Origin of the sequence: Hydrogenophaga sp. (genome assembly GCF_018780385.1) — a bacterium.
Lineage (GTDB): Bacteria > Pseudomonadota > Gammaproteobacteria > Burkholderiales > Burkholderiaceae_C > Hydrogenophaga.
The window spans coordinates 76,970-89,740 of the sequence record NZ_JADMJO010000013.1 but is presented as its reverse complement, the minus strand read 5'-3'; the positions used below and the strand labels follow the sequence as shown (position 1 = coordinate 89,740).

Here is a 12,771-nt window from a genome sequence, read left to right as displayed (position 1 = left end):
CTGTGCGCGAACTTGAGGCCGGCGTGCCGGGATGGGGTTTCAGGGCGCCGGGCGCCGTTTTGAAAACCACCTGCCGATCATCGAGGGGCGATCCGCTTCCTTCTGGGTCAGTTCAAAGCCCTCCGGTGAGAGGTTTTTCAACACCGCGGTCGGCCGCTCGGTCACCAGACGGCTGGCTTCCCTGTCGCCCACCAGGCGGCGTGCCACCTCAAGTCCTTCGGTCAGTCTTGGCAAGCGCCGGCCGGTGGAGTGCGCGTCGGTCGCCAGGAGGTGGGTGTGGCCTTCGCCCAGGAAGCGCTCGCCCCAGTACTGAGCGCGTTTGCCGAAGACGCCCGTCAGCGCCCCCGCCGTCACCTGCATCCAGGCACCTTGCACGATCAACTGCTGGAACACCGCGTAGTGGCTCTCCACCCAGCTCAGCCGCTCCGGGTGCGTGATGATGGGCGTGTAGCCCGCAGCGATCAGGTTGAACACCGACGCTTCCAGGCGCGGCGGAGGCGTGGTGTGCGAAGGCTCCAGCAAAAAGTAGCGCGAGCCGTGCAGCGTCGGCACCCGCCCGCTCTTCAGCCCATCGATCAGGCCCGGCACCAGGTGCACATCCGCGCCCACCACCAGCTTCAACGCAATGCCATGGCGGTCCAGCTCCGTCTGCAGCCGACGGCACGCGTGTGCGATGCCCGGGCCATCGTTCATGTACATGCCGGGGTAGATGTGCGGCGTGCAGGCCAGGGTGTGGATGCCGTCGGCCACGGCAATGCGCGCCATCGCCAGCGACTCGTCCATCGTCTTCGCCCCGTCGTCGATGCCCGGCAGGATGTGGCAGTGCAGATCGATCATGGCGGCGGCCCCTCCTGCTCCGGCGCCTCAGACCTGGGCGGGGTCGACGCAGGCCTGCCGTCCGACGGCACCCGGCGCACCGACAAGGAGCCCTCATGGCCCCTCGGACCCATGAGCAGGAACGCGCCTGCCATGAACAAGGCGCCCGTGCCGGTCAGCGCCAGCCGGGCGCGGGCGGACCAGCTCCCCGTGCGCGCCTTCTCGCGTGCCGGTGCGGGCCTGGGCAGCAGGGGCCGCGGTTGCATCGGCGCACCGCCGCCCACCCGCTTCAGCGGCGACGAGAGCAGGTCGTGGGCCAGGTTGATTCGCGTGGCGGCGTCGGCGGGCCAGCGTTCATCCGCGACCTCGAAGTCCGGGTGCGTCAGGCGGATCATCAGCCGGTAGTGCGCGCGCAGCTGTGCCGGCTCGAAGTCCGTCTTCAGGCCCAGCAGGGTGAAGGGATCCGAGCCCGGGCGCAGCATCACCGTGCGCACAAAGAAGCGCGCCGCGCGGCGCAGATCAAGCCCGCTCACGGGTGCAGCAGGCAAGCCCTCCACCGGGCGCCCGGTGGCGAGCAGCATCACGCTGCCGATGTGCTCGAACAGCGGGCGCGGCTCGCGCAACGCCACAGGGAAACGACCGGGCGTGCGTTCAAAGTCCAGCAGCGCGCGCAGCAGGCGGCTCCAGTCGGTCGGGGTCATGCTCATGTGATGGGGCAGCGCGGGGCGGGTTCGTTCACGCGGAAGATGCATCCAGCGTCGGCTCGATGCGGGTGTTTGCCGTCAGCGGGACGGGCGGCATCGTGCCCGGCACCGGATTCGGCCTGGCGGCGCGTGGCGTGTGCCGGTCGCTGTAGCCATCGCCGTAGTAAGCCGCGTAGGCGTAGTCGCTGGTGTGCTCGTTGCGAGCGTGCGTGAGCACCATGCCCATGGGTGCCAGGCCGGCGTTGCGCAGGCGGCGCAGGGCGTCCTTGATGCTGTCCTTGCGTGTGCCGCTCGCCTTCACGGCAAACACGATGTTCTGGATCTGATTGCCCAGCACGATCGCATCCGCGATGCCCAGCAACGGCGGCCCGTCGATCACGATCTGGTGGTAGCCCATGGTCTGCGCCTTTTCCAGCAATTCGCCCAGGCTGGGGCCCATCAGGAGTTCCACCGGATCGGGCGGCACCGGGCCCGCTGTGATCACGGCCAGGTTGGTCACCTCTGTTTTCTGAATCAGGCCGTCGATGTTGCGGTCCCCGCTCAGCACGTTGGACAAGCCGCGCTCATTGGACACCTTGAGCATCTTGTGCAACCCGCCCTTGCGCATGTCGGCATCGATCAGCAAGACCTTCTGACCCAGCTGGGCGAAGTTGATGGCCAGCGCGAGCGCCGTGGTGGTCTTGCCCTCGCCCTTGCCGCAACTCGTCACCATGAAGCGCTGGGGTGCGCCATCGGCCGTGCTGAACTGCAGCGCCGTGCGCGTGGATCGGTACGACTCGGCAAAGGTGCTGCGCGGCTGGCGGTGTGCCAACAGGGCCACGGGTTCGTTGTAGCCCTTGTCGGGTTTGGTGAACGGAACCAGGCCCAGCAGAGGCAGGTGGAACTGGGCTTCAATGTCGTTGACGTTCTTCACGGAATCGTCCAGCTGCTCGCGCAGCAAGGCCGCCAACATGCCCAGGAACAGGCCCAGCATCATGCCCAGGCCGACATTGATTTTCAGATCGGGATTGGCCGGGAACAGCGGCACCGACGCCTCGTCCACGATGCTCACGTTGTTGGTCGTGATGCCCGCTGTCACGCTCACCTCTTTCAGTCGCTGCAGCAGGCTGTCATACACCTGCCGGTTGGTGTCCAGCTCGCGGCTCAGCAAGTTCATGTCCACGCTGCGGTCCTGCACGTTGAGCACCTCGCTGCGGCTGCTGGACACCTTGCTCCTCAGCAAATCTTCCGCCTTCTTCGCGGCCATGTACTGGCCCTGGATGCTGGACAGGATGTTGTTCACCTCGGTCTTGATGCGCGCGTCCAGCTCGGCGATCTGGGCCCGTGCCGCCACCATGGCGGGGTAGTCCGGCTTGAAAACAGACTGGTTCTTGGCGTATTCGGCCTCCAGCCGGGCGCGCTGCTCCTTGTAGGCGCGAATGGCTTCGTTGACCACAGCCTGGGGCGCGCTTTCGGGGTTGAGCCTCACCTGGTTGTACTGGGTCTCGGCCTTGATGCGGTCTTGCTCCGCCTTGGCCAGCGCAGCGGAAAAGTCCACAAAGGTCTGGGTGGCAGCGCTGCCCTTGTCGCCCAGGTTGAGGATCTCGTTTTTCTTCGCGTACTTGTTGATGACGCGCTCGCTTTCTTCCAGCTTGGCCTTGGTCTGGCGGATCTGCTCCTCCAGAAACTGCCGCGCGTAGATCGACGAGTGCAACTTGCGCTCGATGTTGGTGGCGATGAAGGCCCTGGCCATGGTGTTGGCAATGTGGGCGGCCAGTTCCGGGTCGGCGTTGAGCACCCTGATCTCGACCAGGCGCGAATTGCGAATGGGTTCCACGGTGACCGCTTGTTTGAATTGCGCCACGGCAGCCGTTCGGCTGAGCGCGCCAGTGTCCGCTGGCGCCAGGGTGAACCGCGTGCGCAGGTCGACCCACAATCTGTAGGCGAGGCTCATGGCCTGATCAACCAGCTCGTTGCCGCTGGAGACCACCGCATTGCCCTCGCTTTCGCCTTCGCCTGCACTACCCGGCAAGGTGGGGGGTGCGCCGGGTTTGTACAGGCCCAGTTCATCGATCACCCGCTCAGCCAGGCTGCGGCTTTTCAGCAGTTCGATTTGCGTGCGCAGCTGCAGTTGATCGGATGCAGGGCCTTCGTCCAACTCGACCTCGGCGTTGAAGCCCACCACCTTTTGCGCCACGCGGTCGATCTGCAGCAGGGCCGCGCTCTGGTACTGCGGCGTGATGCGCAGCGTGTACAGCCCGGCCGCCAGCGTGCACATGGCGGTGATGCCCACGATGGTCCATTTGTGTTTGACCACCGCGCGCCAGAGGGTCTTGAGGTCGATGCGGTCATTCGCCAATGCCTCGGGTTCGCCTCGGGCCACCATCTGCTCGGACAGGGCGTGCTCGTGGCGCAGGGCCAGCGCGCCCCTGGCGCCGGGAGCGGCGGGGAGTGGATGTTGGTCTCTGGTAGCCATGGTGTGCACCTCTGTCAGTTGAACGGGTTGAGCGTGTTCAGGATGTCGCTGAAGAGCGAATCCCTCAGGGCCGTCCGCCGGGCGTTGCGCTGGATCACGATCACGTCGTCGGCGCGGATGTTCGGGTCCACCTCCTGGCCCGCGCGCACTTTGTCGAGGTCGTAGGTGAACTGTTCGCGCGCGCCGCCGGCGCCGTGGCGGTAGACGACGATCTTGTTGATGTCGGCGTAGGGGGCGAAGCCGCCCGACAAGGCCAGGGCGCGCAACAGCGTGAGCTGGCCTGTCATGGGGTAGACGCCGGGCTTGAGCACCGCGCCTTCGATGGCGATGCGTTGCGTCGTGAACTCCTTGATGAAGAGCGACACCTGAGGGTCCTGCAGGTACTTCTCCTTGTACCGGTCAGCGATCAAGCGCGCCGCTGCCTGCGCCGTGAGCCCGGCCACCGGCACCTGGCCAATGAGCGGCAGCGACACCTCGCCCGAGGCGTTCACGCGCACATCGCGCTTCATGTCGGGCACGCCGAACACGTCGAACTCCATCAGATCGTTGGGCGAAATGCGGTAGTTCGCATCCACGCCTTGCGCGGGCGATCGGGTCGGTGCGGAGTCGGCCCCGTTGGCGTCCAGTGGCGCGCTGGCCGGCACGGCGTGCGCGGTCGCGGCGTTCGCCGACACGGGTGTCTGGGCCTGCAACGGCAAAGCCGCTGCGACGGCCACCACCCCGATGACCCAAAAGGCCGCAGAGGCCCGGGGGTTGCTTGTCATGAAGAGCTGCTGGCGCATGTCACTTCCCCTTTCTGGCCCAAGGCCAGCAATTGCATTTCGAACCGGCGCAGGATGGCGCTGAGGCTCAGCTCGGCCTCGGCATGGCGGCGGCCGTTGGCGCCCATCTCGGCGCGGCGGGCCGGGTCGGCCGCCAGCGCAAGCAGCATGTCGGCCATGGCGGCCGGGTTCTCGGGCGGCACCACCAGGCCGCAGGCGGCGTCCTGCACCACCACCCGGCACAACTCGGTGTTGGGCAACGCGGTGGCCAGCACGGCGCGGCCGCTGGCCAGCATGCCGGTGAGTTTGGAGGGCATCACCAGATCCGCCGCATCGGCCCGTTGAGGCAGCAGGTGCACATCGGCCAGGCCCAGCCAGTCGTTCAGCCGCTCCAGCGGCTGCAGGTCCAGAAAGCGCACGTTGCTCAGACCCGCGCAGCGCGCCTGCAAATCGGCCCGCCCCGAGCCGTTGCCACCCAGCACGAACTGGATGCGCGGGTCGTCCTGCAGCAGGCGAGCCACGTCGGCGAGGATCTCGAGCCCCTGCTTGTTGCCCATGTTGCCGGAATACAGGGCCACCATCGCGTCGGGCGCCAGGCCCAGCTTGGCCCGGTAGGCGCTGGGCGCGGTCAGCGGGGTGATGCCGCCGATGTCCACCCAGTTGGGAAAGTGCAGCACCCGTTCAGCCGGCACGCCCTTGGCCAACGCGCGGTCCACCATGCGGCCGGAAATGGTGGACACACGGTCGAACCGGCGCATCAGCCAGCGCTCGGCCCCCTGTACCCAGCGGCGCAGCGTGTTGCCCTTGATCAGACCCAGATCAAACGCGGCGTCCACCTCGTAATCCTGAATGTGCAACCAGCTTTTGGCACCCCGCAAGGAGGCAAACGCCAGCGCCGCTGGCGCACACATCAAGGGCGGCTCCACCACCCACACCACATCGGGCTTCCAGCGCCATTGGGCCCACAGCACCGGCAGGCTGCTGAGCGCGAAGCTGGCCAGGTGCAGCAGACGCTTGAAGCCGCCCGGCTGCTTCGGCACCCACAGCGGCGCTCGCATCACTTCGACGCCATGCCATGACTCGGTGCGGTAATGGCTGGCGCTGTGGCCGGCGCTCACCTTCCAGGCCGGGTAGTAGGGTGGCGCCGTGATGACGCGCACCTCGTGCCCCGCGTGGGCCAACCACTGCGCCATCTCGCCGGTGTATTTGCCGATGCCGGTGAGCTCGGGCGCGAAGTTGATGCCGTAGAAGAGGAGCTTCACGGGGGGCCCTTTGCTTTGGGTAAAGCCGCGGGCGTTGCAGCACCGCCGCTTGTCTGTACCGCGTCTCCCACGAATGCGCGAATGCCCATGAGCTTCATCTGGTATTGGCTGATGTTCTTGTGGCTTTGCGCCGACACGATCAGGTAGAAGTTCTGCCGCCGGGCAATCTCGGGGACGTAGGGGTGGGTCGCTTCCAGCACCTGCTTGCCGTTCAGCCACCACCGCACGGTCAGGGTGTCGGGGGAGTACGACACGCCGAAGACGTTGGCTTGCGTTCTGTCCAGCGGGATCTGCGAGGTCGGGTTGGGGTTCTGGAGCTTTTTGTAGTTGGGCCAGATGCCGGTCCATGAAATGGCGGTGTGGTGTCCACCGGGTCCGAAGCCGCCTTCGTCGATGTCCAGCTCGAACCAGCGCTCGAAGCTTTTCGGATCGCCTTCGTACACGTCTTCCATCCGGAGGTTGTGTTCGATCGGCATGAGCCAGACCGCCGGAAAATTGTCCTGGTGATTGGAGGACGTCGCGACCTGGGCTTCGATGTAAAACGGTCGCGCGCCGCTCAGCAACGGAAACAGTCCGGGGTAGGAGGTCATCTTCACGGTGGTGAGCAGGCCCCCGCGCTTGATGACCACGCCATCGTCCGCCTGCTCGTAGAAGCTGCTGTCCTTGGGCTTGATGGAATAGAACCCGGCGTAGTACTTGCTCCCGTCGGCCCGTCCCGTGAAGTCCACGTCAGCGATCCGGGGGCAATCGCGGAACAGCGGTTGAAGAGCCCCCACCTGGGTGGCGCCATCCGGCGTCGCGGCGTCCTTGCAGATCAACGGGACAGTGGCGTGGGCCCATGCCGGCCACGCCAGGCACAGGACTGCAAGAAACCACGGGGGCACAGGGAATGGAGGGTTGGTACGCATGGAGGTCCAGTGGTCAAAGTCGGGGCGCCAGCTGGCTTTCGTTGACGTCCGAGGTCGCCAATGGCTCGCTGCGTGCCACCAGCTTGTGCCCGGTCAGCCGGCTCAATTCGGCGCAGATGGCTGCCTTGTCATCGAGATGGGCCACGGCCCGCTCCAGCTCCATGAGCTCGGCGCCCACCAGAAAGCGATACCAGTAGCCCTGCAGGAAGTGGTAGACCAGCCCGCTGCGGCCATCCAGAAAACCCAGTTGGAAGATGTAGCGCCACAAGAAATACAAGGCGGCGCTGATGGTGAAGGGAATGCGGTTGTAGATGCGCTCCTTGGCCCAGCGTTTGAACGAGGCCTGGAACGAGGCACTGCGGGCGTTGAGTGCGTCATCCCGAGCGAACAGCCCCAGTCGCTGGTTCAGCACTTCGATGGCTTCGCGCGTGGCGTACTTGTTGTGCTTGTCGATGAAGTAGGTCAGGTCGTTGAGGTTGTGGTCCGCAAAGCCACCGTCAAAAGTGACTGTGCGCCCGCCCCAGACCACCACGTGTTCGTCCATCCAGCGGTCTTCAACCCGGCCTTTTCCATGGCGCCAGAGACGCAGCATCATGAGGGGGTAGCGCCCGCCGTGGCGCACCCAGCGGTTCATGAAGATGTGCTTGCGCTTGAGGTTGACGCCCACCACGTCGGCCGGCAGCTGGGGCAGCTTCTCGGCGATCTCGCGGGCGAGGTCGGGCTCGATGATTTCGTCGGCGTCCAGACGGAGAACCCATTCGCCATGGACATCGATGGTGTCGAGGGCCCATTGAAACTGCTTGGCCTGGTTGACAAAACGGTGCGTGTAAATCTCGGCCCCGAGTCGTTTCGCGATGCTGGTGGTGGCGTCGGTGGAGCCGGAGTCGACCACGCAGATCTGGTCGGTGAACGCCTGGATGGACCGGATGGCGCGTTCGATGTGAAGGGATTCGTTGTGGGTCAGGATGATCGCGGTGATGCTCATCGGTTTTTCCTCATGCATGAAGGGTGACGATTTCGGCCGCAGGCCTTCTCGGCGAGAAAGCCACCCGGGTTTCCGGTGCGATGGGCTCACCGAAGGCGATCATCATGATCAGCCGTTCGCCCGCCGGAATGCCTCCAGCGCGGCGGATCGCTGCCTCGGTTTTGTGATTGATGGCCAGGTTGAGTGGGCAGGCTCCCCAGCCCATCGATCGGCAGGCAAACATCAGGCACATGGCGAACAGCGCACCGTCGACATACGCCTGATTGCGTTGTCCGGGTCCCCCCCAGGCGCAGATCTCCGAGCTCACCACGAACAGATTGCCGACCGATTCCGCAAAGCCACGGGAGCCTCCCTGCAACGCGAGCAGTTCCTGGATGCGGCTGGGGTCCTGATAGGCATGGACCCGAGAGGACTGGCGGTTGCACTGCGAGGGTGCCAGCTGCGCGAGCGAGATCGCTTCAAAGATGAGCTCGGGTTTCAGCGGCTCGGACTGGAGCGTCCTGATGCTCGACCGGCTGGCCATCAGGTGCTGCAGGTTGCTGGGTGGCTGGCCATTGAACGAATAGTCCCGCGTGCCACCCTTCCAGGGCTTGGGCAGCTTGGCTTCCCACGCTTTCAAGTAGCGGGAGATCTCGTCGAGCAAGGGGTCGGACGCGCCCGCCCTCGCATGGAAGTTCACATAGGCTTCCAGGGCGCCCAGCGACATGTGGGCAGGCACGGGTGAGTGCTGGATGTCGTAACGCGACAGCGCGCTCATCACGAAACGGATCTTGTCCTTGCCGAACATCAGCTTCGGGTTCGGCAGGGACAGGCCCTTCTCGATCGTGTGGGCCTCGATGATGATTTTGTAGAACGCGCGCCTGGACTTGTCCACCCACGGTGAATACGAGTTGAACCGCAGGAACAGGACGGCGTCGCGCAGGGCCTCGCTGAAGATGCCGGCTACCTTGAAGAGCTTGTCAAACATGGCCGTCCCTCAGCACACGGTCCTTGATCTTTCGACAAGGGTTTCCGGCACAGACGGACCAGGCAGGCATGTCCTTGAACACCACCGAGCGCGCACCAATGACGGCACCCTCCCGGATCACCGCGTTCGAATGGACAAAGCTCTCTGCAGCGATCCACACGTGGTCTTCGATCACGATGGGGCCGGTGACCAGGGGTCTGGACAACGAACGGGTGTCATGCGAGCCGGTACACAGAAAGGAGCGCTGACTGACGGTGACCTTGGAGCCGATGGTGATCCGGTCCATGCTGTAGCAGTCCACGCCGTCACCGAGGGCCGAGAACTCGCCCATGGCGAGATTCCATGGTGCCCAGACGCGACACGTCGGCGCGATCCGGCATCCGGCGCCCACCTGGGCCCCGAACGACCGCAGCAAGAAGCGCCGCCATCCATGCAACGCCCAGCGCGGGGTTGGTCTGAAGGCCAGCAGCCAGACCACTTCCCACGCGAATCGCCGCAACTTGGCCGCGGTGGTGAAGTCGCTGCGGTACCGCAGTGAACGGAAGTCGCTCATGGCATCGCTCATGAGGCCACCCTCCGTGCTGCGCACTGCGGGGCTGAGCGCCTTCGGAACGGCCGGGCATCGCTCATGGGGCCACCGCCTTCAGTTGCGTGCTCAGAAACGCGTTGCCGGCCTGCCGCAGGTCCGCCAGTCGCTGGTCGACGGCTGTCCAATCGATTTCTTTGGTCATCAGTGCCTTGGTGTTCTGCTCCGAGAACGAGGGCGCAAAACGGCTTTCCAGACCGACAGCCCGCAGAAGGTGGATGGCTCGGGCATTGGCGGAGGCTCTCTCTCCTGTCAGTCCAGCCACGATGAAGGGCTTTTTGAACAGCAACGAGAAAACGGTTCCGTGGAAAGAATTGGTCACGACAAACCGTGCGTTCTTGATCAAGGAGACCCACTCGCCTGGATCGGGATAGACCGTGTCGCCGATCTCGACCCACCGCCGGTGGGGGTTGTGCGGCGAGAGGACGGGGCAGTTCAACTGCTTTGAAGCGAGATCGGCCGTTTGACGGATGTTGTCTGGCGAGCGCAGCCCGTAGCAGAAGATGTACGGATCGTCGTGGTCGGACGACGCCCGATCGGTCAGTTCCGCATAGTTGCTGTGCAGCAAGGTCGGGTCCGGCACGTTGGCCGGCCTGTGTCCGGTGGCCCGCTCGACCAGCGTGACACCGGAGGCTTCACGAACAGAAATGGCATCGAAGTTGTGCAGCAACGGTGGCAACTGCGCTGCTTCCGACGAGGACACCCGGTCTCTGCCGAAACTGGCGGCATACGAGATCTTTCTGGCTCGGAACGACTTGGCGAAGGCCAGAAAGTAGTTCGGATCAAAACCGAAATGCTGGGAAGGGCTCCATATCTGGTCGCTGCCCGCCACGATCAGGTCGTATGCCTGCGCCGCGGCGAGCGATGCACCGTTGTCCGTGGGGGCGACATCGCTCCTGATATCCAGGAACTGCTCCCTGAAACGGACGAACTTTTCTTTCTGGCTCCGGTTCCCGAAGTGCTCGTTGAGGAACGAAGACACCGCCAGATAGACCACCTTCAGATTGGCCTTGAGCCTGGCGGGCGACGTGGGCAGGCAAAGCCTGCCACCGTGTTCGATGTGCGCGGGCCGGTAGTCGATGAAGCTGGCGTGATGACCTTGCTCCGTCAACCAGCGGCGCAAGGCATAGGCTTGCAGCGCGGCACCGTAGTTGTCGCTGAAATGAAAAGTAAGAATACCGACGTTCATCGCTTAACCACCGTGGATGCCGTGCCTTGCACGGCGGGCCGCCGGGCCGTCCGAGGCGGTGCCAGCAGACGTGTGAGCTGTTGCTGAAAGCGGGCGGCTACCGCTGGCCCGCCCAAGTGGGTGGACTCGGCCCTTGCGAGTTCGGCACGGTCCCAGTGGAAGTCCTCGCAGAAGCTGCGCAGGCGCTCCAGCAATGCGGGCGCGTTGCCGGCCTCGAACACGTAGCCATTGCGCCCGTTCTCGATCACGTCGCTGGCCCCGCAGCGGTTGCTGCAGATCACCGGGGTGCCCACCATCAAGGCTTCATTGACCACCGCACCCCAGCCGTCAAACCGGCTGGGCAGCACCAGCACGTCGGCAGCGGCCATGGCCGCGACGGTCTCGGCGTTGGGCATGCCTTGCGAGAAACTCACCCGCTCGGCAATGCCGAGCTGGCCGGCCAGCTGTCGGAGGCCTTGCTCCTCTTTGCCTTTGCCAATGATGCGAAGGCGGGCCGAGGGCACGGCAAGCTGGCTGAAAGCCTGCAGCAGCAGATCGATCCGCTTGCGCGCGATCAACTGGCCCACATACAGGATTTCCTTGTGGTCGCGGTGCACCGGCGTGTGTTGCACCGGCGTGCTGTCCACCACGTGCACGAAGGGCACGATGCGCTCCATGGGGTAACCGCAGGCCGAGAAAAACCGCGCGCCGCCGTAACGGCCTGAATGACCGATGCAGAACACACCGCTCAAATGGCGTCGGTAGCGCAGCGCGTCCCAGGTGTAGACCAGCCAGCGGGGCAGCAACTGTGCGCCCGGCTCGTAGCGGTTTTCCGTCATCAGGAAGCGGTGCACCGGGGCGCCCAGGCTGGCCTTGAAAGCGGTCAGCGGCAGGGCGAAACCCCGCAGCCCGAAAAACACCTGCACCGAGTCGGGCAGCGTGGCCAGTTCGGCGATCTGTTCCGGGGTGGGTGCGATGTGCACCTGCACCTTGCCGGTGTCGGGCACCGGGTAGCCGCGCTCGCGGTAGCGGCGCGGCAACGCTTCTTCCACGCACCAGTGCACCGTGTTGCCGGGAATGTTCGCCAGCGCGCGGATGTACGCAGCCTGGTGGAACATCAGGTAGGAATGCCAGAAGACGAAATTCATGTCAGGTCCAACGGTTTTGGTTGATCAAGCCGTTGCGGGTGGAACAGGCGCGATGCGCCTGCCGTCATCCGGTTGGACAGCCATCGGGTCAGCAACGAGAACACCAGCAGGGGAACCAGGGCCATGGTCAGGAGAACGGCATGGCCGAAGGGGTAGTTCTGCGCTTCCAGCCAATGGATCCACGCGGTTTGCGTCAGGTAGATCTCAAGGGTCAATCCGCCCAGGAGCGCGACGGTGGGGAACAGGGGTGTGGCCCGCAGGGGTCTGAGCACCGTTTCGGATGCAAAGAGATGAAAGCTGAAGTAGACGATGGGGTACAGCAGGAGATGGAACACGAACTGCAGAGGGCCCATGTCGTAGCGGAACACCGTGAGCTTGGTGACCAGGAACAACAGCAACGAGATCAGCAGAGAGGCGATGGTGAAGAGGTTGAATGTGGGGGGCAGCTGCAGCCGCGCGACCAGGCAGCCCAGCAGGGTGATGCCGAAGTAGTTGATCCACTTGAAGTAGTCGTCGCCTTCCACGACGAACGTCGACAAGTCCAGCTGGCTGTAGAAGAACGCGTACGGAATGAGCAGCAGGACCATGGCCGTGGCGATGCCGGCGGGCTTGAGGCGCGCCAGGTAGAAGACAGGCACGTAGAACACCATCACCGCCGAGATGAACCAGAACGGCGTGGGCCAGACAAAGACCTGGACGAGGTCGGCGATGCCTGTGATGCGGATCATGCCGATCGCGAGCATGGCGCAGGCGACGATGAGGACGGCGGGGTACAGGCGCAGGACACGCTTCCTGATGTAGTCCAGCAGCGACGGCATGGATGCGTCCCTGCTGGCGGCATTCAAGCTCATGGCCAGGCCATAACCTGAAAGGAAGAAAAACAGCGAGTTGCCAATGGCGCCACCGGTCGCAATTCGTTTGTCCGGCACGAAGGCGTCGAGATGCGACAAGGTGATCAATACCGTTGCCATGAACAGCATCAGGGTGGTGTCTGTTTGTCTGCGTGCCATA

Annotated in this window: 12 protein-coding genes; all 12 read right to left on the bottom strand. The window is 64.6% G+C overall.

The window, feature by feature from the left end; all coding sequences use genetic code 11:
• Window positions 1-39 precede the first annotated feature (39 nt).
• The 12 genes from IV113_RS07145 to IV113_RS07090 all read right to left on the bottom strand — a co-directional run bounded on the left by IV113_RS07145 (window position 40) and on the right by IV113_RS07090 (window position 12,770).
• Complete coding sequence (locus IV113_RS07145; protein ID WP_291082235.1) at window positions 40-837, bottom strand: CpsB/CapC family capsule biosynthesis tyrosine phosphatase; 798 nt, start codon at window positions 835-837, stop codon at window positions 40-42.
• Window positions 834-1,523 (bottom strand): J domain-containing protein, encoded by a 690-nt coding sequence (locus IV113_RS07140; protein WP_291082232.1) that lies wholly within the window; start codon window positions 1,521-1,523, stop codon window positions 834-836. The genes IV113_RS07145 and IV113_RS07140 overlap by 4 nt, the downstream gene beginning before the upstream one ends.
• 28 nt (window positions 1,524-1,551) lie before the next feature.
• On the bottom strand, window positions 1,552-3,975 hold the full coding sequence (locus tag IV113_RS07135; RefSeq protein WP_291082229.1) for a polysaccharide biosynthesis tyrosine autokinase: 2,424 nt from the start codon (window positions 3,973-3,975) through the stop codon (window positions 1,552-1,554).
• Window positions 3,976-3,989: 14 nt separating this feature from the next.
• Window positions 3,990-4,739, bottom strand: a complete 750-nt coding sequence (locus tag IV113_RS07130; RefSeq protein ID WP_291082226.1) for a polysaccharide biosynthesis/export family protein — start codon at window positions 4,737-4,739, stop codon at window positions 3,990-3,992.
• Entirely contained in the window at window positions 4,736-5,998 is a 1,263-nt protein-coding gene (locus tag IV113_RS07125) for a glycosyltransferase WbuB (RefSeq protein ID WP_291082223.1), read from the bottom strand. The genes IV113_RS07130 and IV113_RS07125 overlap by 4 nt, the downstream gene beginning before the upstream one ends.
• Window positions 5,995-6,726, bottom strand: coding sequence for a hypothetical protein (locus IV113_RS07120; protein WP_291082220.1), 732 nt, complete (start codon window positions 6,724-6,726; stop codon window positions 5,995-5,997). The genes IV113_RS07125 and IV113_RS07120 overlap by 4 nt, the downstream gene beginning before the upstream one ends.
• Window positions 6,727-6,919: 193 nt before the next feature.
• Window positions 6,920-7,891, bottom strand: coding sequence for a glycosyltransferase family 2 protein (locus IV113_RS07115; RefSeq protein WP_291082217.1), 972 nt, complete (start codon window positions 7,889-7,891; stop codon window positions 6,920-6,922).
• 10 nt (window positions 7,892-7,901) lie between these two features.
• Complete coding sequence (locus IV113_RS07110; RefSeq protein ID WP_291082214.1) at window positions 7,902-8,858, bottom strand: nitroreductase family protein; 957 nt, start codon at window positions 8,856-8,858, stop codon at window positions 7,902-7,904.
• Window positions 8,851-9,423: a putative colanic acid biosynthesis acetyltransferase gene (locus tag IV113_RS07105; RefSeq protein ID WP_291082211.1), complete on the bottom strand. Its 573-nt coding sequence runs from the start codon at window positions 9,421-9,423 to the stop codon at window positions 8,851-8,853. The genes IV113_RS07110 and IV113_RS07105 overlap by 8 nt, the downstream gene beginning before the upstream one ends.
• Before the next feature lie 61 nt (window positions 9,424-9,484).
• The gene (locus IV113_RS07100) at window positions 9,485-10,633 is read right to left on the bottom strand and encodes a polysaccharide pyruvyl transferase family protein (RefSeq protein WP_291082208.1); all 1,149 of its coding nucleotides are present in this window, start codon (window positions 10,631-10,633) and stop codon (window positions 9,485-9,487) included.
• Window positions 10,630-11,760 (bottom strand): glycosyltransferase, encoded by a 1,131-nt coding sequence (locus IV113_RS07095; protein ID WP_291082205.1) that lies wholly within the window; start codon window positions 11,758-11,760, stop codon window positions 10,630-10,632. The genes IV113_RS07100 and IV113_RS07095 overlap by 4 nt, the downstream gene beginning before the upstream one ends.
• The gene (locus IV113_RS07090; RefSeq protein ID WP_291082202.1) at window positions 11,757-12,770 is read right to left on the bottom strand and encodes an acyltransferase; all 1,014 of its coding nucleotides are present in this window, start codon (window positions 12,768-12,770) and stop codon (window positions 11,757-11,759) included. Before IV113_RS07090 ends, IV113_RS07095 begins: the two co-directional genes overlap by 4 nt.
• Window position 12,771: the final 1 nt, after the last annotated feature.

Bases quoted from the DNA above. Each gene is read 5' to 3' on its own strand.
- IV113_RS07095 (WP_291082205.1), bottom strand. From the start codon at position 11,760: ATGAATTTCGTCTTCTGGCATTCCTACCTGATGTTCCACCAGGCTGCG.
- IV113_RS07135 (WP_291082229.1), bottom strand. From the start codon at position 3,975: ATGGCTACCAGAGACCAACATCCACTCCCCGCCGCTCCCGGCGCCAGG.
- IV113_RS07115 (WP_291082217.1), bottom strand. From the start codon at position 7,891: ATGAGCATCACCGCGATCATCCTGACCCACAACGAATCCCTTCACATC.
- IV113_RS07100 (WP_291082208.1), bottom strand. From the start codon at position 10,633: ATGAACGTCGGTATTCTTACTTTTCATTTCAGCGACAACTACGGTGCC.
- IV113_RS07090 (WP_291082202.1), bottom strand. From the start codon at position 12,770: ATGGCACGCAGACAAACAGACACCACCCTGATGCTGTTCATGGCAACG.
- IV113_RS07145 (WP_291082235.1), bottom strand. From the start codon at position 837: ATGATCGATCTGCACTGCCACATCCTGCCGGGCATCGACGACGGGGCG.
- IV113_RS07130 (WP_291082226.1), bottom strand. From the start codon at position 4,739: ATGACAAGCAACCCCCGGGCCTCTGCGGCCTTTTGGGTCATCGGGGTG.
- IV113_RS07110 (WP_291082214.1), bottom strand. From the start codon at position 8,858: ATGTTTGACAAGCTCTTCAAGGTAGCCGGCATCTTCAGCGAGGCCCTG.
- IV113_RS07105 (WP_291082211.1), bottom strand. From the start codon at position 9,423: ATGAGCGATGCCATGAGCGACTTCCGTTCACTGCGGTACCGCAGCGAC.
- IV113_RS07140 (WP_291082232.1), bottom strand. From the start codon at position 1,523: ATGAGCATGACCCCGACCGACTGGAGCCGCCTGCTGCGCGCGCTGCTG.